Here is a 21,177-nt window from a genome sequence, read left to right on the forward strand (position 1 = left end):
AATCAGCCCGTTGTGCCCGAGGATTTATCGGCATATCGGCCGGCTAGGCGAGGGCTTGGCGACATGACCGGTTGCCCGACCATGTCTGTGCGGATGTCAGTTGGCGTAAGCGCGCTTGGCAGCCCGGTCAACGTTCTTGAGGATGGTATCGAGGCGATCCGGGTGAACCAAGAACTCTTGAAACCCGGTCATGGCCACGGACGAGACGGTGTCAGCGGTGTCTCGGTCGATAAATTGGGCATAAAATTCCGCACCAGAGGCCAATTTTGCACTTTGTTCCAGCAGGCGATTCGCTGGTGGCGTTGCCTTGGGATTGGCCGGCAAAATCTGGTAGGCTTGCGTCATCTGGGTCTGGATCTCGGGCCTACCGAGGAAGGCGAGAAACTTCTTGGCATCCTCGATATTGCTGGCCTTTGCCGGAATGTGATAGGTCTCGATCGGTGCATCTTCCGCACGCGGGATCGCCGGATCGATGGCCGGGAAGTTCATGGCTTCCGTCATGGGCTCTGCTTCCGGCGTCAGGCTGGAGATCAAGTAGTTGCCCATCAGCATCATGGCAGCGTCCCCCTGGTTCATCAGGGCGAGGCCCTCGCGCCAGGCCAGGCTGGTGTGATTTTCGGCGAAGCAATCGGCATCGACCATCTTCTTCCACTCGGCGAAGACGGCCTTGACCTTGTCGTCAGTCCAGCTGACCTTGCCGTTCATCAGGTCCATATGGAACTGGTAGCCGTTGAGGCGCAGGTCGATATAGTCGAACCAACCGGCCAGCGGCCAAGGAGCCTTGGAACCGAGCGCCACGGGGGTGATGCCCTGTGCGCGGAACGCCTTGCAGCTTGCAACGAGTTCGTCAAACGTTTTGTAAGGCTCCACACCGGCTCTGTCGAAAAGGTCCTTGCGATAATAGATGGCCCAGGTCGAATAGGAGGTTGGCATACCATATTGCTTGCCATCATACGAAACGGAGTCGACCATACCAGGGCCGAACTCCGCCTTCAGTTCAGGCGTCCAGATGTCACTGACATCTGCCAGCAAGCCGGGCTTGACGAACTGAACCATCTTGTTGCCGGCATACCACTTGATGATATCCGGCGGACTGGTGGTCAGCCAGTTGCGGATCGCGGTCTTGTTGCTCTCCTCGTCGTAGAAATTTACCTCGACCTTGATATCGGGATATGCCTTTTCGAAAGCCGTCACCGCGCCGTTCACAGCGTCACGGTCGGGCGCACTGGCAACCGACGCGTTCAGGATGATCGTGCCGGCGGCGGCTTGAGACGCAGCGACCAAGCCTGCGCCCAAAAATGAGATGGCAATCCGATGAGATAATTTCATATGCGCCTCGGTGGTTGGGAGGAAAAACCTAACGCATTTAACTGTATACAAACTGTCCACAAAAATTCGTCTCGTTGTAGCCTAATTCATTCTGGTAAAGTAAGATTACTGCGCATGACCCTTAAACGCGCGCACCCGTTTGGACTGCCCGAGGACAGGTTTTCGGCCGACAGGCGCGAACTCGTGGTCCCGATGTCACGACCGCACACCCATAATCAGATCGAGATCAACTATTTCCTGAGTGGGCGGGCGACTTATATTTTCAATGCCCAAACGATCGATGTGGCAGACGGCGATTTCGTCTTCTTCTGGGGTGCCATTCCGCACCAGATCAGCCGCGCGGAGGCGGAAACACGCTTCGCATGCCTTTATGTACCGCTCGAAATGTTCATGTTCTCGGCGCTCAGCACAGAGATGAAGACTGCCATTCTCGGCGGCGGCTTCATCCACGTCGATGAGAAGCTGGATATGGACCGCCTGCTGCTGACACAGGTGCGTACCGAATTGCTGGGCGATGATTCCATACTGGCGGAGATAAACTACAATCATGTCGAACTCAGGCTCCGGCGAGCCGATGCGATGGGCTGGACAAATTCGATGTCGCCACGAACGCCCGGCCGCACTGCCACGACCAAGAGTCATCGCAAGGTCGTGGAGATGACACGATTTATCAGTGACAATGCCGAGAGTGGCATAACGGCCTCCGATGTCGCCGACGCTGTCGCACTGCATCCCAAATACGCGATGTCGCTCTTTCGCGCGTCACTGGGCATGACCATCACGCAATATCTGGTGCGCCGACGGTTGGTCACGGCGCAGAAACTACTCGTATCGAGCGAGAAAAGCGCAGCCGCAGTCGCATACGAATCTGGTTTTGGCTCCGTCAGCCGTTTCTATGAGGCCTTTCAACGTCAGGTCGGTGTCTCCCCACGCGAATTTCGTGGGCTCTATGCCCGGAGCGCCGAATAGCACACATCAATGATCTGCCATGCCGAGCCAAGTGCTCATCGAACCGGTCATCGCCGAGGCAATTTTCAATGACCCATTGAAGTTCGGCCTGTGCTACTCGATGGGTGTCGCTCACGTATTCAAATACACGAACGATACCAGCGGCCAGATTTCCGATAACCTTGCCGGCTTTACCTCTTCGGCTCTGTCAGCAAGTTTCAGCGTCGTACCCAATGCCCTGTCGGCAATTACGCAGGTGAAGGTGCCATCCTCTCCGACGCTCACCGTTCTCGACAACCATGCGGCAGACCTTCAGGTTGACGACCAGGTGCCGGTTATGTCTGAAAGTGCCACATCCGGGCAGCCGCTGCATTGACCGGGCACATTTCGGGCGGTTCAATCCCGACCCACGTGAGCGCGAGGCTAGCGACCAGGCCTCAAAATCGATGTTCCTTATCTGGCAGCGGCGAGGCAAAAATGTTCTCGCCCGGCGAAATCGATGCGTCGCCATTTGTTCGCACGACGAGTGTGCCGAGATCGGGCACTTCCAGATGCGCAATCGTGTCGGCGCCCAAGCGCTCGAGATGGCGCACCGTGCCGCTCCATTTTCCCTCGTTTGTGGACAGCGCGAGATGTTCGGGACGCACGCCATAGACCTTGCAGTTCTCGCGCGCCGCCACGTCGCCCTCGTAGAGGTTCATCTTCGGAGAGCCGATGAAGCCTGCGACGAAGGGAGTGGCGGGCGTATTATAGAGCGTCATCGGCGAGCCAACCTGTTCGATGCGGCCGCCGTTGAGCACGACGATCTTGTCGGCCATGGTCATAGCCTCGACCTGGTCATGGGTGACATAGATCATTGTCGCACCGAGCTTCTGATGGAGATCGGTCAGTTCCATCCGCATCTGCGCGCGCAGTGCCGCATCGAGATTGGACAAGGGCTCATCGAAGAGAAAGACCTTGGGATCGCGGATGATAGCACGGCCGATGGCGACGCGCTGGCGCTGGCCACCCGAGAGCGCCTTCGGCTTGCGGGCGAGCAGATGGGTAAGTTGCAGCGTCTCGGCCGTCGCCTTCACCTTCGCGGCAATTTCCGCCTTGGGCCTCCGGGCGAGCGACAGACCGAAGCCGATATTCTCGCTAACCGTCAGGTGCGGATAGAGCGCATAGGACTGGAATACCATGGCAATGCCGCGCTGCGAGGGCTCGGCTTGCGTCATGTCCTGGCCGTCGATGAGGATGCGCCCCGCTGTCGCCGTCTCCAGCCCGGAAATCATACGCAGCAAGGTCGATTTCCCGCAGCCTGAAGGACCCACGAAGACGCAGAACTCCCCATCGGCAACCTCGAGATTGATGCCGTTCATGATCTCCAGGCTGCCGAAGCTCTTGGAGATGTTTTCAAGTACGACGCTTGCCATTCTTTATCCTTTCACCGCGCCTGCGGTCATGCCTGCGACGATCTGCCGGTTGAAGAAGACGAAAACAATCAACGGCGGAATGGTGACGAGCAAAATGTTCATGAACAGCAGATTGAACTGGGTCATGAACTGGCCCTGAAAATTATAGAGAGTGAGCTGCACTGTCGCGTTCTCGCGGCCTGGCAGGTAGTAGAGCGGATTGGTGAAATCGTTGAAGATTGCGATCGACTGCACGACAATCACCGTCACCGTTACCGGCTTCAGAAGCGGCAGGATCACCCGGAAAAAGATCTGCAGGGGCTTTGCCCCGTCAATGATCGCCGCCTCGTCGAGATCACGCGGGATCGTCGCGATGAAGCTCTTGAACAGCAGAACAGAAAAGGCCAGCCCATAGGCCACCTGGATGAAGACCATGCCCGTCAGCGTCTTAAACAGGCCGAGCCATTGCAGGACCCAGATCGTTGGAACGACGGCTGGCGGCACCATCAGACCGATCAGCACGCAGCCGTAGATCACGTGGTTCCAGCGCGAGGGTCGGCGCTGCAGCACGTAACCAACGAGGGCCCCGAACAGCACGAGAAGTGAAACGGCGGCGACCGTGATGACGGTGGAATTGAAATAGGCGAGCAACAGCATGTAGTTGCGCGCTGAGACTACGTCCATAACGTTCTGCCACACTTGCCATGTGGTCGGCAGGGAGAATTGCAAGAGCGAGGCTTCCTGCTTGGTCTTGGCTGCCGTCAAGATAATGAACAGGAACGGCACGATGAAGAAGATCGTCGCGGCGACGAGGGCCGCAATGCCGGTATAGAGCTGGCGTCGGCCGTTCACAGGTCAGTCTCCTTGCGGTTGAGCCACATCGTCACCGGCAGCACGATCAGGCCGATCAGGACGAAGAGGATGACATTGCCGGCGGTCGAAAGCCCGTAAAACCCGGCCTGATATTGCTTGTAGACGACGCTTGCCAGCACATCGGAGGAAAAGCCGGGACCGCCGCGCGTCATCGCCCAGATGAGATCGAAGCTGCGCAAACCGCCAATCAAGGAGAGCATCACAACGGTGATGGTCGCAGGCTTGACCAGTGGCACGGTGACACGAAAGAAGAGCTGGCGACGCGTCGCGCCGTCGATGCGTGCGGCCTCGTAATATTCCGGACTGATGGAGGCGAGGCCGGCAATGAAGATCACGGTCGCAAGGCCGATGCCCTTCCACACATCCACGAGCACGACAGAATAGAGAGCCAGTGAAGGATCAGTCAGCCAGCCGGGACCATGCAGGCCGATGAGCGACAGCGCCACGTTGAACAGCCCACGTGTCGGATGCATCAGCATTGAAAACGTAATGCCCACCCCGATGGTCGAAACGAGGACCGGAAAGAACACCACCGTTCGAAGAAAACCCTGGCCCCAGAGGCCGGAGGTCAGGAGGACCGCAAGCAGCAGGCCCAGAACCGTCTTTGCGCCGGACGTCAGTACGGCATATATGATCGTGTTGGCGAGACCCTGGACCAGAAAAGGTTCCTTGAAGAACTGGCGATAGTTCTCAAGCCCAATGAAGTCGGCTGTAAACAGGTCCCAGCGGGTCAAACTGAACCAGAAGGAGGCAAGTGTCGGCAGGAGAAACAGCACCGTGAACACGATCGCTGCCGGCAACACGAACCAGTAGGGATAGGGAGATTTCGAACGGATCATGAGACTATCCTGAGGCCAACCTCGCCCGGCCCGATGGCCGGACGAGGATGCTGGCGGGAGGTTACCAGTTAGGCAGGCCAAGCTGCTTGGCCTGCTTTTCGACATCCTGGTCATACAGGGCGGCGGCGTCCTTGGCGGGACGGATGCCGGAACCGACCTCGACCGTGATCTGCTCGAGCGCCGGCCCCTTGATCGGCGATAGGAATTCCAGTGCCGGAGCCGTTCGACCTTCCGTTTCGAAATAGGGCAGCATGTCGGCGACTGCCTGCGGAACGTCCTTTGGCAGCTCACAGCCCTTGATCAGGTAGGGGCCGGAGGGCACCGCCTTTGCCATCAGCTCGCAGGCTTCCTTACTGGCAGCCCAATCGACAAAGGCCTTTGCCTCTTCGAGATGTTCGCTTTTGGCCGGGATATACAGTGCAGACGGCATCCATGTCGTCAGCCCGTTCTTGCTCGCATCCTCGCCCGGCTGGGCGAAAAAGCCGAGATCCTGGAGTTTGTCGGGATTGTTCTGCTGCGCCGTGCCGATGCCAAAAGTCAGCATCGGATAGTGTGCCGCATCGCCATTGACGACCATGGCCATGCCATCGGTGAATCTCGCAGCGCCGAAATCGGCGTTGCTGAGGCCAGCTTTGAAAACTTCCTCAAGATGCTCGAAACCACGCAAGGCTGCCGGCGTCGTCGCATATTTTGCCTTGTTGGCGGTATAGTCAGCAGCAAAAGACGGCACGGCTGTGATGACGTTATAAAAGTCGGCCAGCACGAAGAGCTGCGACGTCCAGGTGTCGCCATACGTCTGGGCGACGGCGACCTTGCCTGCTTCCTTGATCTTGGCATTGTTGGCCATGAAGTCGGCCCAGGTCTTGGGAACCTCAAGTCCGAGATCGGCATAGATCTTGCGGTTGTAGAAGATACCGCCGCCCATGGCCGCGCCGGAGGGAACCCCACGCAGACGCCCCTTATCATCGCTGACAACAGATCGAAAGACATCCATGACACCGCCGGCGCTCGGCAGATCGCTAAGATCGACCAGCGTCTGCTCCGGCTTCAGTGCCTGAAACAGAGAACCGGAGTTATAGCGCAGGACGTCGGGTACTTCGCCGGTTGCAAGCCTGGTCTTGACGACATTGTCGCCTTCCGAACCGCCGATATATTGTTCGACGTCGAATGAGATGTCGGGATGCTTTTCCTGATAGGCTTGGGTCAGCGTGTCGATCAGCACCAGCGTCTCCGGATTGCTGTCGACCAGCATGCTGAGCATCGTGTCGGCATGTGCAGCACCGGACGACGTAACCAGCAGCGCAGCGGCAAGCAACGATTTCCTCTTCGGTATCATGGTCGTATCCTCCTCTGGTTGACCATCTGCAATTTCAGCGGCGCATTGCCCCTCCCGGCATCATGCGGCGCAGTTCTTCAAAGTGAAAGTAATGGTATGGAGACCGGCGCCGAGCCGGACGGTTTCCCCTCTCGCACAGGCCTGGCCGTCGAGCGTCAGTCCCAGGCGTGCGGGATCGGGGGCCATGCGGCCGGTCATTCCTTCAGGCAGGACGACCGTATAGGTCACCCTCTCGCCATCGAGCTTCCATCCTGCGGTGACACGGCCGAAACGAGTATCGTGCCACGCCTCCACCGGCGAAAGACCCGGCAGGATGGCAGGGTCGAGTTCGATTTCCTCGAAGGCGGGCATGTCCTCCACGGGTTTCAATCCCGCGACATCTTCGAAAAGCCATTGGCAGACCGCGCCATATGCATAGTGATTGTAACTGTTCATCTCTGGGTCGTAGATCTGACCGTCTTCAGCCATCGCATCCCAGCGCTCCCAGATCGAGGTTGCCCCCCGCTCCACCTGATAGAGCCAGCCGGGCACCTTTCGATTGAGGAAAACCTTTTCAGCGAGATCCAGCATGCCGAGCTTGGTGAGCGCCGGCAGAAGGGCCGGCGTGCCGATGAAACCCGTACCGATCACGCCGTCGGTTTCCTCAACGACCCTTCGAAAATACGCCTTTCCGGCCTCCGCATACTCTGCTGGCACGAGACCATGGAGGAAGGCCAGCGCCCAGGACGTTTGATCATTATGTGCGATGCGGCCTGACGGGCTGAAGAACTCATGGCGGAAGGCCGCCCGGATTTCGTCCGCCCGCCGGCCCAGGGCCGTCGCCGCCTCCTGCTCGCCCAGAATTTCGGCGATTGCGGCGGTCAGCTGCGTCGAGATGAAATGATAGAGCGTGGCGGCGCAATCGTCTGCCACCGTCGGGCGCGGCTTACGATTGTCGCCAACCGGCTGCAGCCAGTCGCCAAAGGTGAAGCCGTGCTCGCCCCATACGGCCGACGGGCGAATGACAGGCCCGCCTGATATGCCCCAGAGATAGTCAAGCCAGCGGCGCATGGCGGGAAAACACTCCCGCAGCACCGACCGATCACCGTAGTGGAGATAGAGCTGCCAGGGGATGATGACGATGGCATCGCCCCAGCCGGTCGAACCGGCCCAGTCGCCGCCGATTGGATGCAGGCGGGTCGGATCGGGCGAGAAATGCGGCACGGCCCCGTTCGGCCGCTGATCATGTATCACATCGCGCAAATACTTCGTCAGGAAACGCTGGCTGTCGGCAAGCCAGCAGGCTGTTCCAGCAAAGACCTGCGCGTCGCCGGTCCAGCCCAGGCGCTCGTCACGCTGCGGGCAATCGGTCGGAATTTCGATGAAATTCGAGCGCTGCGACCAGATGGTGTTTTCAACCAGCCTGTTGACAGCCGCTTCACCACAGGTGAAACCGCCGGCAATGACAGGCACGGAACTGATCGGCACCATCTCGATCGCCGTCAGATCCACGACACCTTGAAGTGTCAGACGCGCATAGCGAAAGCCCATAAAAGTGAAGAGCGGCGCATAGACCTCCTCCCCTTCCCCCTTGAGCGTATAGTGAAGCTCGGCTCTGGCGGAACGATAATTGCGGTTGTCAAAGAAGCGGTCCGGCCCCAGAACCTCCGAATGCTCTATACGGATTGCGGCACCGGCGGTGCCGCGAGCCCTGATGCGGATATAGGCCCCGGCATTCTGGCCAAAATCATAGACCATGCGGCCATCGGGCTCGCTCCAGTTGTCGATCGGCTGAAGTGGCGCAAGTTCCTTGACCGCGTCTGCCTCGTGGGGAACAAGACGGCTCACGTCAAAGTCGAGGATACGCACACCATCCTGATCCCGCGGCACGATGCGTGCGTCGCAATCCTCGCCATAATAGATGCCGTTACGGGTGATCGGGGTAAAGCCGCTCCGCCAGGCTCCGTCCGTTGCGAGAATGAGGCCGTCTTCGCTGGTCAGTTCAGCGATCGCCGCGACCTTTGCGCCCCAACAGTTGAAGACGGGGTTGGCCGCCCACATAAGCTGGCCGCGGTACCAGCCGTCCCCGAGCCAGATCTCGATGCGGTTTTCACCGGGCTGCAGCAAAGGGACAACATCATAGGCCTGATAGGCAATACGGTCGTCGTAGCAGGTCCAGCCCGGAGTGACGAGGTCATCGCCCACGCGGCGACCATTAATGAAGGCCCGGTAAAGCCCAAGCGCCGATATCCGCAGCCGCGCCGTCGAAGGCACAGCATCAAGCTGGAATTCACGCGATACGAAAGTCCCAGCCGTACCCTGCCCCGCATCGCAGCTGGGTGCGATCATGACAGCCGAAACGACAGACATAGGCTCTGAAAAATTCTCGGCCGCAGCATCGCTGCGGCTATCCATCTGCTTCAACAAAATTGCCTCCCAGGCCTCTCCCGAGCCCGTTTGTATATCGTTCTATGTGTATCATTCTACAAAATAGTTTGCCGTGCAAGTTTTTTTTGAATATGCTTCCGGAAAGCGGGAGATTATCGATTTTCTATGGCAGGTCAGTCATTTAGCAAAGATGCAACGCGCATCACCATTCGCCATGTCGCTGAAGATGCGGGCGTGTCAGTTGCCGCCGTTTCCAAAGTTCTGCGCAATGCTTATGGGGTCAGCGAGCAGCTGCGCCATAAAGTCGAGCAGTCCATAGAGAAGTTAAGCTACCGGCCCTCGATTGCAGCACGCGCCATGCGCGGGCAGACGCATACGATCGGCATTTTGGTCATCGAACTGTCCAACCCCTTCTTGCCCGGCGTCATCGAAAGCGCCAATGAGCGGCTGGCGGAAAATGGTTATAAGGCTTTGATCGGAATGGGGCTCTCAGTCAGCCGTATCGAAGCATCGATGATCGAGGCGATGATCGACAGTCGGGTGGACGGGGTCTTGCTCATCGCACCGCATTCATCTGGAAAAATGCTGGAGAGGCTGGCCCGTCAGATTCCTATGGTCGTCATTGCACATCACGAAGAAGCGGCAGCCTTCGATACGGTGAACTCAGATGACCGCAAGGGTGCCATGCTGGCGGTAGAGACCCTGTTCGCGAAGGGTCACCGCGACATCGCCATGGTCAGCTATGAAGGCCAGGCATCAGTACCCTCCGAGGTCGTCGTGCAGCGCGAGGCTGGTTATCATCAGGCGATGCATGACGCCGGTCTGGCGGAACATGCGCGTATCTTCCGGTTGCCGCCACCAGGCGAAGACAGAACAGAGGCACGCGCATCCTTCCTGTCGTCCAAGGACAGGCCACGCGCAGTATTTGTCTGGTCGGACCTCGATGCAATCCCACTCTTGGCTGATTGTCGCACGAGTGGCGTGCGCGTGCCGGAAGACATGGCGATCATCGGCTACGACAATTCTCCACCCGCTTCGATCCCGTTGGTCGGTCTGTCGAGCATTGACCAGGGACCGACCGCCATGGGACGCCGTGCGGCAGACCTTCTGCTGAGCCGGATCGGCGGCCGCAGCAAGACCGAACACGTCCTGATTGCCCCGCGGTTAGAGGCACGCGACACTCAGTGAGGCCGAGTTGGCGAGGAAGCATTCAGTCGCGGCTATGTCGTCAAGGACGAGATATTCTAAGGCGGTGGCGGGCCGTCGATGCAGGTGCTCATGTTCCCGATCGCCCGCAGAGCCGCCGCGACAAGATGGAAACCGCGGCACAGACCAGCCTCATCGCACCCGGATCTGTCCCGGCCCAGGCTAGGGCAGCACCACTATCGAACCACTGGTTGAGAATGGCGACGCTCTGAAGAACGACCACCAGGGTGAAACCGAGGGCGAGGGGTGGAGAGAAGCGAAGAACCGAACGGGGCGTGATCCTCTCCTTCAGCAGCAGACGCAGACGAGCGGTTCTCAAGACCCACCTCGCCGTGCTGTTCGAAGGTCGATTTCCAACGATAAAAGCTGGCGCTGCCTATTCCAAATTAGCGACAGGTTCTAACAACGTCGCGGCAAGCGTCTGTAAATCGGAGACTGCGCAGTTTCTATGGGACTTCCCGCCTGAACTGGATCATGGCTGACCATCCTTTTGGTTTCAATGGAACGACAAGGATGCCTCAGAGGTCCCTACATTTCTACAGTGTATGCTGGTCAAAACAGTTCCCCTATCGTCGCAGCGATCAATTATCCAATATAGCAGACATATGTCTTTTTTAATGGATTCTCGTATTCGCCATCACGATTCGTCGCTTGTCGAGCAGAAGTTTAAAAATGCCAAAGAGATGATATAGAATTCCCGAATTCTCCCTATGGCGAATACTTTCAATTGGGGCAAGCCGCTCAACTTGATCGCCTGACGACAATGCTGCAGGGGAGTTTTCTGACCCCACCGCTGAACGTCTGCCCCTTGGTCAGAGCGAGAATGGCAAGTCCTGCCTGTCGTCCAAGCTCCTTTAGCTCCATATCGATCGTTGTCAATGCCGGACGCGTTTGTTCCGCCACAACATCCCAGTTGTCGAATCCGACGACGGAAACGTCGTCGGGAATGGACATGTTGCGGTCTCTGAGGGCATCGATCACGCCGCGAGCGATCTGGTCATTGCCGCAAAACAGACCGTCCGGCGGTGCCCCGTCGCGCGACCAGAGTTGCTTGACGGCCTCGTGACCCCACTCTTCGGTCCAGTAGCCATAGAGAACCGGTTCCGCGTCGCCACAGATGCGCCGATAGGCTTCGGCGCGAAAACGTGCTGCCCTATAGTCACTTGGGCCAGTGATATGGGCAATATGTCGGCGTCCCCGCGCAATTAGGTGTTCCACCGCGAGCCGAGCGCCCTGGTCATCATCCGGCAGCAGCGCGACACTCCCGGTCGGTCCTTCGGCAAAGGCATAGACGACAGGAACAGACAGGCGCGACAGGTCGATCGGCGGACGGCGATCCAGGCGTGTAGCGGAAAAGATGATGCCGTCGACCTGTTTGTCCAGAAGCGCGTCGATATGCCTGCGTGTCAGTTCTTGGTCGTCATTGGTGGCGCACAGAAACACCGAAACGCCATGGTCGACCAGTGCTTCGGAAACGCCGGACATCATCGGCAAAGAAAAGCGACCGTAAGTGTCGTTTGTCAAAAGGCCAATGGAAAAGCTGCGCTTGCCCAGCAGGCTGCGCGCCAACGCGTTCGGGCGAAACTGCAGATCGTCTGCGACTTTTCGGATCCGCTCACGTGTCTCGGTCTGCATGCGCCCGGTGTCGTTGAGTGCTTTCGACACGGTCGAAATGCTGACACCTGCCGCCGACGCAACATCATGGATTGTGGTCCGGGTTTTCTTCATGGAGGTATCCCCGTCGCCTAAAATAACAGAGAAAACCTTTTATCAAACAAAATCAATTGTGAGAAAAGCTTTTCTCATTTTCTCACTTTTTCCCAACCTATACGCGGTCGACAACACAGACTTTCTTTCATAGCGTTTCCCCAGGCCCACCGCATTAATCAGCCTTCAGAATACAAAAAGGGGAATTCCATGTTCAAAGCAAAGTTGCTCGTGGCGACATTCGCGCTCCTTGCATCGACATCCGCCGCAAGCGCTGAAGAGGTCGATCTGTGGGTCCGAACATCATCGGGTGCCGTGCTGCAGGCGCTCGCTGAGCAATACAATGCCAAGCACGAAGACAAGGTTACGGTCACTCAGATCACTGCAGAGCAGATGGTACCAAAACTCGGTGCCGCAATCGCCGGCGGCGCACCGCCGGATGGCGCCGTACTCGATCTCATCTACCTTCCAACATTTGCGGCAAACGACGCGCTCGAAGACATCACCGACTTCGTCAAGGGCCTGCCCTACGCCGACGCTCTCAGCCCGTCGCATATCCGGCTTGGCACCTATGAAGACAAGATCTACGGCGTGCCGGCGTTGCCGGATGCCTCGATCATCGCCTACAATACCGATCTTTTTGAAAAAGCCGGACTTGATCCAACCAAGGCTCCGGCCTCGCTGGAAGAGATTGCCGAAGATGCCAAGAAAATCCGGGCGCTCGGCGACGACATCTACGGTTTTTACTTCGTGGCAAATTCGGGAAGCTGGCTGATCTACGACTTTCTGCCGCATATCTGGGCCGCCGGCGCCGACATCCTGAGCGAAGACGGGCGTCAGGCGACTGTGGATACGCCAGCGCTGAGAGAGACCTTTGCTGCCTATCGCGACATGTGGTCCTCGGGCGCAGTTCATCCGACCTCGCGATCTGGCAACGGCAACAACGCGGTCGAGGCCTTCGCGTCGGGCAAGGTCGGCGTGCTGATGACCGGTTCCTACATCGTCAATCTGCTCACCAGCAAATATCCCGATGTCAAGTTCGAGGTTGCGGCCATTCCGGGTGCCAAGAGCGGTCAATCGAGCTTCGCCGGCGGCGACTCCCTTGCCCTGATCAAGGGGATCAGCGACGAAAAGAAGAAGGTTCTTCTCGACTTCGTCGAGTTCTACATGGAGCCGGAACAACAGGTCTTCATCACCAAGGAATCCGGCATGCCGTCGCGGACCGACCTTGCCGAAGAGGCTTATGCGCAGTTCGACAAACGGAACCTGGTTGCCTATGACGTGCTCTCAAAGGCGCGTACGCCCTACACCTTCTCTTCGGATGAGCTTTTTGTCAGCCGCACCGGTCCCTTCCTGAACCTGATCCAGGGGGCGATATTCGGTGACGATGTCGACGCCTCGATCAAGAAGGCGCAGGATGATTTCACCAAGATCCTCGACCGGACCAATCCCTGATGCCAGACGGAGGGGCGAGCTATCGCCCCTCCGCGACTGCAAGATCCGGATCTTTCTGGGATTTGCGGCTTCTGTCTCAGGTGACTGTTATTCATGTTGAAAGAGGATTGATGACCTTGGTGCCCAAGACCGAGATAGATGAGGCGCGCATCGTTCCGATGAGAGCCACAGCCCGCAAGCCACACGGTTGGCTGGGATTGGCATTCATTGCACCGAGCATGATCTTCATCACCGGATTGTTCGTGATCCCACTGGCGATGACCGTCTGGATGAGTTTTTATCATTGGCCTCTGCTTGGCCGACGGAAGTTTATCGGTCTCGAAAACTATTACGAGCTATTCGCCGATTCGCAGCTTTGGCATTCCATGGGCTTTACGTTGCTCTATACCGTGCTGGTCACGGCAGCCATTCTTGCCGTTGCGTTTCCCTTGGCGCTGCTGGTTGACCGACCGCTGAAAATCGCTGGTTTTTTCCGCACCCTCTTTTTCATGCCCGTGGTCATCGGGTTCGGTGCAGCGTCGACACTGTGGATGTGGTTGCTCAATCCCGACAGTGGTGTCTTCTCCCGCCTGCTGCTGTCCCTCGGCCTCGTGGATTCGGCACCCCGTCCGCTGGAAGGATTCTGGACAGCATTGGCTGTCATCATACTGATGGTCGTCTGGAAAACGGCCGGCTTTACCATGGTCATTCTGTTGACCGGCCTCCAGAGCATACCAACTGACATCGTGGAAGCAGCGAAGATCGATGGCGCCAGTGTATTTTCACGATTCCGCCGCATCACCCTTCCCCTGATGCGCAACTCCTTGCTGCTGGCTCTGGTGCTCAACGTCACCTCTTCGATGCTGGCATTCGACCAGTTTTTCATCATCACTCAGGGTGGACCGGAAAACAGCACGATATCAGCGGTCTTTTCGATCTATCTCGCCTCCTTCTCCTCCTACCGGCTCGGTTACGGCTCGGCACTTTCCTTTGCCCTTCTGGTGGTTCTCGTTGCCATCAGTTCGATCCAGCTGAGCTTTATCCGCGAACGCCCGGAGGAAGGTCGATGAGCAATTCCAATCTCCGCGGAGCGACACCTGAGCGGGTCAGTCACATCACCTTTCTTCTCGTATCGCTGTTGCTGGCCATTTTCTTCCTGATGCCAATCGTCTGGTCGTTCGCAAATTCCTTCAAGCCAGCCGCTGAAGCACTCGCCAATCCGGTTGCCTTGTTTTCCAAGGTGTTCTCGCTGGAGAATTATCGTCAGCTCGAACATGTTGGCGCGGGCTGGTACGTCTACGCTGGCAATTCCGTGCTGATCGCGTTTGGCACCATCGTGCTTACGGTGGGTGTCTCGGTGCCAGCCGGCTACGGGTTTTCGAAATTCCGCTTTCCCGGCCAATCGCTGATATTCGTGGTAGTGATGGCGACGATGATGATCCCGTTCCAGTCGATCCTCACACCGCTCTTCCTGATCCTGAAGTTCCTGGGACTGCAGAACAATCTGCTTGGATTGGTGCTTGTCTACACCACATTCCAGCTGCCGTTTTCGATCTTCATGATGCGCAACGCCTTCGACGCCATACCCGTTGCGCTGGTAGAAGCGGCCAGGATCGATGGCGCGTCGCAATGGACATTGATGCGCCGGATCATGATGCCGCTGGCGCTCCCAGGCGTCGCGACGGTTGCCATGTTCGCCTTTCTCAATTCGTGGAACGAGTTTCTGGCAGCGCTGATCTTCTTGTCGGACCAGGACAAGTTCACCCTGCCGATCATGCTCGTGAACGTGTCGTCCGGCATCTACGGCATCATCGACTGGGGGGCACTCCAGGCGGGGATCACCGTCACCATGGTGCCCTGCATCCTGCTGTTCCTCACATTGCAACGCTACTACGTGCGCGGCCTGACCGCCGGCGCCGTGAAATAACCCGCAGATATCTGCAAAGGAGTTCCCATGTCTTCGTCCCTCAAAAAGGCGGACGGCAACGCTGCGCGTCATTTTGAACGCTACGTTCCGGTCGACCATACCCGGGTATCCTTCGAGGCCGGCTTCTGGAAGAGCTGGTCGCAAACCGTGCGCGACGTGACTATTCCGACCCAGCATATGCGCTTGGAAGAGGAAGGTTTTCTTGAAGTGCTCGATTTCGACCAGCCTGCGGGTCCTTTGGCCCGACCGATACAGCCAAGTGGCCTGTCAATGCAGCACTTCTTCGATTCCGACTTCGGCAAGTGGATCGAGGCAGCCAGCTACACGCTGAAAAACAACCCGAATCCGGAAATCGAAGCCAAGATCGACGCGATCGTCGCAAAGCTCGAGCACGGTCAGATGACCGACGGTTATCTCAACAGCTGGTTCATCCGTCGCGAGCCGGAAAAGCGCTGGACCAACTTGCGCGACCTGCACGAAATGTACTCGATGGGCCACCTGCTGGAAGGCGCAATCGCCTATTTCGAGGCCACCGGCAAACGGCGTTTCCTCGACGTCATGATCCGTGTCGTCGATCATATCATCGACATGTTCGGTACCGGTCCTGGTCAGTTGCGCGGCTACGACGCCCACGAGGAAATTGAACTGGCGCTCGTCAAGTTATATCGACTGACAAACGACCAACGTCACCTCGATCTGGCGACCTATTTCGTTGAAGAACGCGGCCAGATGCCGTCGTACTTCGACGAGGAAGCCCGTCGGCGCGGTGAAAATCCGGCAGACTATGTCTATTCGACCTATGCCTATAGTCAGGCCCATATGCCGGTAAGGGAACAGACAGAAGTCGTCGGTCACGCCGTGCGTGCCATGTACCTGTTCTCGGCAATGACCGACCTTGCCTATGAAAACGATGATCCAAGCCTGAAGGCGGCTTGCGATCGTCTGTTTGACAACCTCACAGGTCGCCAGCTCTATGTCACCGGAGGCCTTGGACCATCAGCTTCGAACGAAGGGTTCACCCGCGCTTTCGACCTGCCAAACGAGACCGCCTATGCAGAGACATGTGCAGCCGTAGCACTGGGCTTCTGGGGGCATCGCATGGCCCAGATCGATCTCGACGCCAAATTCACCGATGCGTTGGAGACTGTACTGTTCAATGGCGCGCTCTCCGGCATCTCGCGCGATGGAGAGCATTATTTCTACGAGAATGTCCTTGAAAGTCACGGACAGAACCGGCGCTGGAAGTGGCACAATTGCCCCTGTTGCCCCACCAACCTCGCCCGCATGATCACGTCGCTCGGCCAGTATTTTTATTCGGTGAAGGGTAGCGATATTGCAGTCCATCTCTACGGCGCCAACACGGCCGAGCTGGACGTCGAAGGTCATTTCGTTCGCCTTCGCCAGGATACGGCTTATCCCTGGGAGGGCGACGTGTGCCTGTCGGTTGGCCTCACTGATCCCGTCTCCCTCACGTTCCGGTTGCGTAACCCCGGCTGGAGCAAAAACACACGCGTCAGGATCAACGGCCTGGAAATCGACTGGCCGAAGACGATCAACAAGGGATATATCGAGATCAGCCGGGAATGGAAGGATGGCGACGAAATCCGTCTATCCTTCGACATGCCCGTCGAGCGGCTTTACGCCCATCCGGCCGTCGGCGAAGATGCGCATCGTGTTGCCTTCAAGCGCGGTCCGGTGGTCTATTGCGTCGAGGAGACGGATATCGGTACAGAACCACAACGGCTGCGCATCTCCCCCGACAGTGTCATAGAACCTCGTTTCGAAGCGGGTCTGCTCGGTGGTGCCGTGGTGCTGGAAGGCCAAGCGATGGAAGCGGATGCCGGGGACTGGACAGGCGTGCTCTACCGCAACGCTCCGCCAGCCCTCAAGCCAAAGGCCTTCAAGGCCATTCCCTATCACCTCTGGGCCAATCGCGAACATGGCGCGATGCAGGTCTGGCTTTTGGAAGACTAGGAAATCGACATGGCAAAACTGATACTCAAGGACGTCGTCAAATCCTATGGCATCTACGAGGCCGTGCGCGGGGTGAGCCTGGAAATCGCGGACAAGGAATTCGTCGTTTTTGTTGGTCCGTCGGGTTGCGGGAAATCGACCACATTGCGGATGATTGCGGGCCTCGAACACATCTCCGATGGTCAGATCATCATCGGCGACAAGGTGGTCAACACGCTCGGTCCCGGCAAGCGGGATATCGCGATGGTGTTTCAAAACTACGCGCTCTACCCACATATGTCGGTCCGGGAGAACATATCGTTCTGCCTCGAGCAGCAGAGCATGTCCAAAGGGGAGATCGAAGCGCGGATCAAGATGGCAGCAGAGACCCTGCACATCACCGAGCTTCTCGACCGTCGGCCCGGCCAGCTTTCCGGTGGCCAGCGTCAGCGCGTCGCCATGGGGCGCGCCATCGTGCGCAATCCGAAAGTGTTCCTGTTCGACGAACCGTTGTCGAATTTGGACGCCAAGCTCCGGGTGAAGATGCGAACCGAGATCAAACGCCTTCATCAACTGTTACCGACGACCACGGTCTACGTCACCCACGACCAGGTGGAAGCCATGACCATGGCGGATCGCGTGGTGGTGATGAACCAGGGCATCGTCGAACAGATGGGTGAGCCGCAGGACCTCTATCGCAATCCGGTGAGCAAGTTTGTCGCCGGCTTCATCGGCTCTCCATCGATGAACTTCCTGCCAGCGCAATTGGTTGCGGAAGGCGAAGCGCTGTTCGTTGTGCTGGAGAACGGCATGCGCCTGGCCGTCCCAAGGTCAAAGATCGATATATTTCGCCAACACGCCGGTCGACGGGTAACATTTGGCATCCGGCCTGAATCGATCTCCAGCAGGCAGGAGCGCGCTGGATGGATGGCGATCGATGCGCTGGTCGACCTTGTCGAACCGCTCGGCTCGACCACCATGGTCTATTTCAACCTCGGAACGACCGGAATCTGCGCCAGCATCGATCCGGATATAAGTCTCAAGGCTGGCGCGATCATGCCCCTCTCGATCAACATGAACCAGATGCATCTGTTCGACTGCGACACCGAGCGTTCGCTGGCCGTCTGAGATGGTAGCAGGTGGCCATTTGCGGACCACAATTCGGTACTCCAGCTGGCGTCGGGTGCATGGCGGCGATACGCAGGATAAGCGATCTTTGCGGCTATCGGCCGCTTCATCGGACAAGTGACAAAGGACAGATCAGTGACGGTTTCCGAATATATCATTCCCGGTCTTCTCGTTCGGGACCGGTCTATCCCTGTCCCGCTGGACTGGTCGAAACCGGACGGCCAGAGCATCGATGTCTTCGTCCGCGAAGTCTGTGATCCGGTGCGACGCAGTGAGGACCTTCCGCTGCTTGCCTTCCTGCAAGGCGGTCCAGGCGGTAAGTCGCCGAGGCCAGCAAATGGTGGGCCACCCTGGTTGTTTGAAGCGATCCGCACCCATCGCGTTATCCTCATTGACCAGCGTGGAACCGGACGCAGCACACCCATACAAACCGCAACGATGGAACGCTTTGGACGCGATGGCGAGGCAGCCGCAAACTATCTTCTGCATTTTCGCGCTGACAGTATCGTCGCGGATTTCGAGCATGTCCGCAAAACCCTCTATGGCGGCAAGCGGTGGGAAACGCTTGGCCAGAGCTATGGCGGCTTTCTGACAATGAGCTACCTCTCGATGGCACCGGAAGGCCTTGCAGCCTGCTATGTGACTGGAGGACTTGCCGGCTTGTCGGCGACCGCCGACGACGTCTATCGCCGCACCTACCCGCGCGTGGCCGCCAAGACCAAACGATATTACGAGCGCTATCCGCAAGACCGGGAGCGGATCGGCCGGATTGCCGATTTCATCACCGCCAACAAGGTGCTCCTCCCCGATGGCGACCGCCTTTCGGTACGGCGCCTGCAGACTGTCGGCATCGATTTCGGCATGGCGCCCGGATTCGAAAACATTCACTGGCTCGTCGACGAAGCCTTCGCGAACGGGACGGAAGAGCGGCTTTCGGACACCTTCCTGGCCTCGGTGATGGCACTTACCTCCTATGACGCCAATCCGCTATTCGCAGTCCTGCAGGAAAGCATTTACGGGCAAGGCGTGGGAGCAACGGGCTGGGCAGCTGAACGCCTGCGTGCCGAGTTTCCTGATTTTGCCGAGACCCGCAGACCATTGCCATTTACCGGCGAGATGATGTTCCCCTGGATGTTTGAGGAGATCCGATCATTGCGACCATTCCGGGCCGGGGCTTCGGCGCTTGCGGCACGAGAAAGCTATGGACCGTTATACGATCTGTCACGGCTGGCCGACAATGAGGTGCCCGTGGCCGCTGCCATCTACTTCGATGATATGTATGTAGATGCCGAACTGTCGCTCGACACGGCCGCGCGTGTTGGCAATGTCGAAAGCTGGGTCACGAACGAGTACGAACACGATGGCGTTCGCCAGTCACCACGCGTTTTCCGCCGCCTAGCCGATATGGTCAAGGACCGCGGCGGCCCACATCGATGAATCACCCATGAGTTCGGCTCTTATCCCGTTTGCAAGCAAGGCGGATGTCGTGCGTGAGACATGTGCTCGGTTTGTCTGAACAGCTTCGGGCGTCTTGCTAAGTGGATTTCCGCCTCGATTATGCCGCCACCATCGTCGGTACCAGCGCGTTGAAGTAGGCCTGATCCGGCGTCTGCCGGCCAAGCGATGAATGTAGACTTCGGCTGTTGTCGCAGCTCAGATATTGACAGAGGCCAGCGCGGGCCTCTGACACGGTCTTGTAGGCGTCGAAGTAGACTTCCTCGTGTTTGATCGACCGTCAGAGCCGCTCGACTATCCATCTCTTCTGCAGCACCTGAAAGAGACCCGATTGCGTTTGACAATTTCCATAGGTCTCGTACCGGCCTCCTCTACAATCGGCCCTTGGTAGCCGCCATCGCCGCAGATTTTCTAAGGGAACGGAAATCGATTGGTAAGCTTGTCGAAAACAGGCGCCGCTCCGTCGCAATCCTGAATTCCTGGCGAGTGAAGCTCGGCTTTCAGACGCATGCCCAGTGTATCGACCAGAATGTGCCCTTCCCGAACCAGCTCTAAATTTATGCCGAAGCAACGATCACGGGCTTTGCCAGATTAAGGCGATGCCAGCGCCGTCATCCCTCGTGCTCGGTTTCTGCGAGGACCTCGGAAATGACCATGAGTGCAGCGGCCACATGTCTCCGCATGGCATTTTCGGCCGCTGCAGCGTCGCGTGCAGCGATGGCTTCGCAAATTGCCCTGTGCTCCGCGCGCGAACTTTTCATCCGGTTGGAGCGATTACTGAACTGCGCACCGCGCCATGGCAGAGTTCGCAGGTTCAGTTCGGCGAGAGTTGCCGAAAGGATGGGGTTGTGCGCACCGGCACTGATGGCGGCGTGAAATTGTGTGTTGATGGCGGCATAGGCAACAGGGTCACTTGCATGTCGCTCACCTTCTTCGACAATCGAGGACAGCATCTGACGCTCGATCTCAGTCATGCGCAGGGCGGCCTTTCCGGCCATGAGCGCTTCAAGGTCACCAACCGCTTCAAAGAGCGCCTGCAACGCGTCCATATCCATGCGTTTGACGATAAAAGCCCTGCGCGCGCCACGCTCCGCCAGTCCTTCTGCGCTCAATCGGTGCAGTGCTTCGCGCACCGGCGTTCGGGACGTATTGAAGTCGTCCGCAAGTGCCTTTTCGCTTAGCATCTCTCCGGGGCGCATTATGCCGGTGACGATGCGCTCTACGATCATTGCATGGACCAGATCGGCTGCTCGACCCTGTGATTGAACACCCATTTTTGTC

The 21,177-nt window shown here is 58.0% G+C and carries 18 protein-coding genes and 1 pseudogene; 9 read left to right on the forward strand and 10 right to left on the reverse strand.

From position 1 onward, the window contains the following. Positions 1–96: 96 nt before the first annotated feature. Positions 97–1,284 (reverse strand): ABC transporter substrate-binding protein, encoded by a 1,188-nt coding sequence (locus tag ACWPM9_RS21485; RefSeq protein WP_484757912.1) that lies wholly within the window; start codon positions 1,282–1,284, stop codon positions 97–99. A 159-nt stretch (positions 1,285–1,443) separates the two neighbouring features. Between ACWPM9_RS21485 and ACWPM9_RS21490 the strand changes: the two genes are divergently transcribed. Both ACWPM9_RS21490 and ACWPM9_RS21495 read left to right on the forward strand, forming a co-directional pair. Beyond that, a complete protein-coding gene (locus tag ACWPM9_RS21490) occupies positions 1,444–2,298 on the forward strand; it encodes a helix-turn-helix domain-containing protein (RefSeq protein WP_484757913.1) in 855 nt (284 codons plus the stop codon). A gap of 19 nt (positions 2,299–2,317) precedes the next feature. After that, the gene (locus ACWPM9_RS21495; protein WP_484757914.1) at positions 2,318–2,653 is read left to right on the forward strand and encodes a hypothetical protein; all 336 of its coding nucleotides are present in this window, start codon (positions 2,318–2,320) and stop codon (positions 2,651–2,653) included. A gap of 61 nt (positions 2,654–2,714) precedes the next feature. Here ACWPM9_RS21495 and ACWPM9_RS21500 read toward each other — a convergent pair whose 3' ends face one another. From ACWPM9_RS21500 to ACWPM9_RS21520, 5 genes are all read right to left on the reverse strand, one after another. Further along, on the reverse strand, positions 2,715–3,692 hold the full coding sequence (locus ACWPM9_RS21500) for an ABC transporter ATP-binding protein (RefSeq protein ID WP_484757915.1): 978 nt from the start codon (positions 3,690–3,692) through the stop codon (positions 2,715–2,717). 3 nt (positions 3,693–3,695) lie between these two features. Continuing rightward, a complete protein-coding gene (locus ACWPM9_RS21505; RefSeq protein WP_484757916.1) occupies positions 3,696–4,523 on the reverse strand; it encodes a carbohydrate ABC transporter permease in 828 nt (275 codons plus the stop codon). Then, positions 4,520–5,383, reverse strand: a complete 864-nt coding sequence (locus ACWPM9_RS21510; protein WP_484757917.1) for a carbohydrate ABC transporter permease — start codon at positions 5,381–5,383, stop codon at positions 4,520–4,522. The genes ACWPM9_RS21505 and ACWPM9_RS21510 overlap by 4 nt, the downstream gene beginning before the upstream one ends. Positions 5,384–5,444: 61 nt before the next feature. Then, positions 5,445–6,719 (reverse strand): ABC transporter substrate-binding protein, encoded by a 1,275-nt coding sequence (locus ACWPM9_RS21515; RefSeq protein WP_484757918.1) that lies wholly within the window; start codon positions 6,717–6,719, stop codon positions 5,445–5,447. Between the two features lie 60 nt (positions 6,720–6,779). Then, positions 6,780–9,068: a family 78 glycoside hydrolase catalytic domain gene (locus ACWPM9_RS21520; protein ID WP_484757994.1), complete on the reverse strand. Its 2,289-nt coding sequence runs from the start codon at positions 9,066–9,068 to the stop codon at positions 6,780–6,782. A gap of 183 nt (positions 9,069–9,251) precedes the next feature. Here ACWPM9_RS21520 and ACWPM9_RS21525 point away from each other — a divergent pair, with 183 nt between their 5' ends. After that, entirely contained in the window at positions 9,252–10,274 is a 1,023-nt protein-coding gene (locus ACWPM9_RS21525; RefSeq protein ID WP_484757919.1) for a LacI family DNA-binding transcriptional regulator, read from the forward strand. Between the two features lie 88 nt (positions 10,275–10,362). Here the strand turns inward: ACWPM9_RS21525 and ACWPM9_RS21530 are convergent, their stop codons facing one another. Together ACWPM9_RS21530 and ACWPM9_RS21535 are read right to left on the reverse strand one after the other, a co-directional pair. After that, positions 10,363–10,611 carry a hypothetical protein gene (locus tag ACWPM9_RS21530; RefSeq protein WP_484757920.1) on the reverse strand — a complete coding sequence of 83 codons (249 nt, stop codon included), beginning with the start codon at positions 10,609–10,611 and terminating at the stop codon, positions 10,363–10,365. 422 nt (positions 10,612–11,033) lie between these two features. Further along, positions 11,034–12,020: a LacI family DNA-binding transcriptional regulator gene (locus ACWPM9_RS21535; RefSeq protein ID WP_484757921.1), complete on the reverse strand. Its 987-nt coding sequence runs from the start codon at positions 12,018–12,020 to the stop codon at positions 11,034–11,036. A 189-nt stretch (positions 12,021–12,209) separates the two neighbouring features. On the opposite strand from ACWPM9_RS21535, the gene ACWPM9_RS21540 reads away from it, so the two are divergent. The 6 genes from ACWPM9_RS21540 (at position 12,210) to ACWPM9_RS21565 (ending at position 19,878) form a co-directional block, all read left to right on the forward strand. Beyond that, on the forward strand, positions 12,210–13,454 hold the full coding sequence (locus ACWPM9_RS21540) for an ABC transporter substrate-binding protein (protein WP_484757922.1): 1,245 nt from the start codon (positions 12,210–12,212) through the stop codon (positions 13,452–13,454). Positions 13,455–13,612: 158 nt separating this feature from the next. Then, positions 13,613–14,503, forward strand: coding sequence for a carbohydrate ABC transporter permease (locus ACWPM9_RS21545; RefSeq protein WP_484757995.1), 891 nt, complete (start codon positions 13,613–13,615; stop codon positions 14,501–14,503). Further along, the gene (locus tag ACWPM9_RS21550) at positions 14,500–15,360 is read left to right on the forward strand and encodes a carbohydrate ABC transporter permease (protein WP_484757923.1); all 861 of its coding nucleotides are present in this window, start codon (positions 14,500–14,502) and stop codon (positions 15,358–15,360) included. Before ACWPM9_RS21545 ends, ACWPM9_RS21550 begins: the two co-directional genes overlap by 4 nt. Before the next feature lie 27 nt (positions 15,361–15,387). Beyond that, the gene (locus ACWPM9_RS21555; protein ID WP_484757924.1) at positions 15,388–17,334 is read left to right on the forward strand and encodes a glycoside hydrolase family 127 protein; all 1,947 of its coding nucleotides are present in this window, start codon (positions 15,388–15,390) and stop codon (positions 17,332–17,334) included. A 9-nt stretch (positions 17,335–17,343) separates the two neighbouring features. Further along, positions 17,344–18,441 (forward strand): ABC transporter ATP-binding protein, encoded by a 1,098-nt coding sequence (locus ACWPM9_RS21560; protein ID WP_484757925.1) that lies wholly within the window; start codon positions 17,344–17,346, stop codon positions 18,439–18,441. Positions 18,442–18,576: 135 nt separating this feature from the next. Beyond that, positions 18,577–19,878 (forward strand): alpha/beta fold hydrolase, encoded by a 1,302-nt coding sequence (locus tag ACWPM9_RS21565; protein ID WP_484757926.1) that lies wholly within the window; start codon positions 18,577–18,579, stop codon positions 19,876–19,878. Positions 19,879–19,996: 118 nt separating this feature from the next. On the opposite strand, the pseudogene ACWPM9_RS21570 reads toward ACWPM9_RS21565, so the two are convergent. Together ACWPM9_RS21570 and ACWPM9_RS21575 are read right to left on the reverse strand one after the other, a co-directional pair. Continuing rightward, a pseudogene (locus ACWPM9_RS21570) lies at positions 19,997–20,176 on the reverse strand (IS3 family transposase); the annotation flags it as partial. A 331-nt stretch (positions 20,177–20,507) separates the two neighbouring features. Beyond that, entirely contained in the window at positions 20,508–21,170 is a 663-nt protein-coding gene (locus ACWPM9_RS21575) for a GntR family transcriptional regulator (RefSeq protein WP_484757927.1), read from the reverse strand. Between the last annotated feature and the right edge of the window lie 7 nt (positions 21,171–21,177).

It is taken from the genome of Agrobacterium sp. H141 (genome assembly GCF_057158725.1).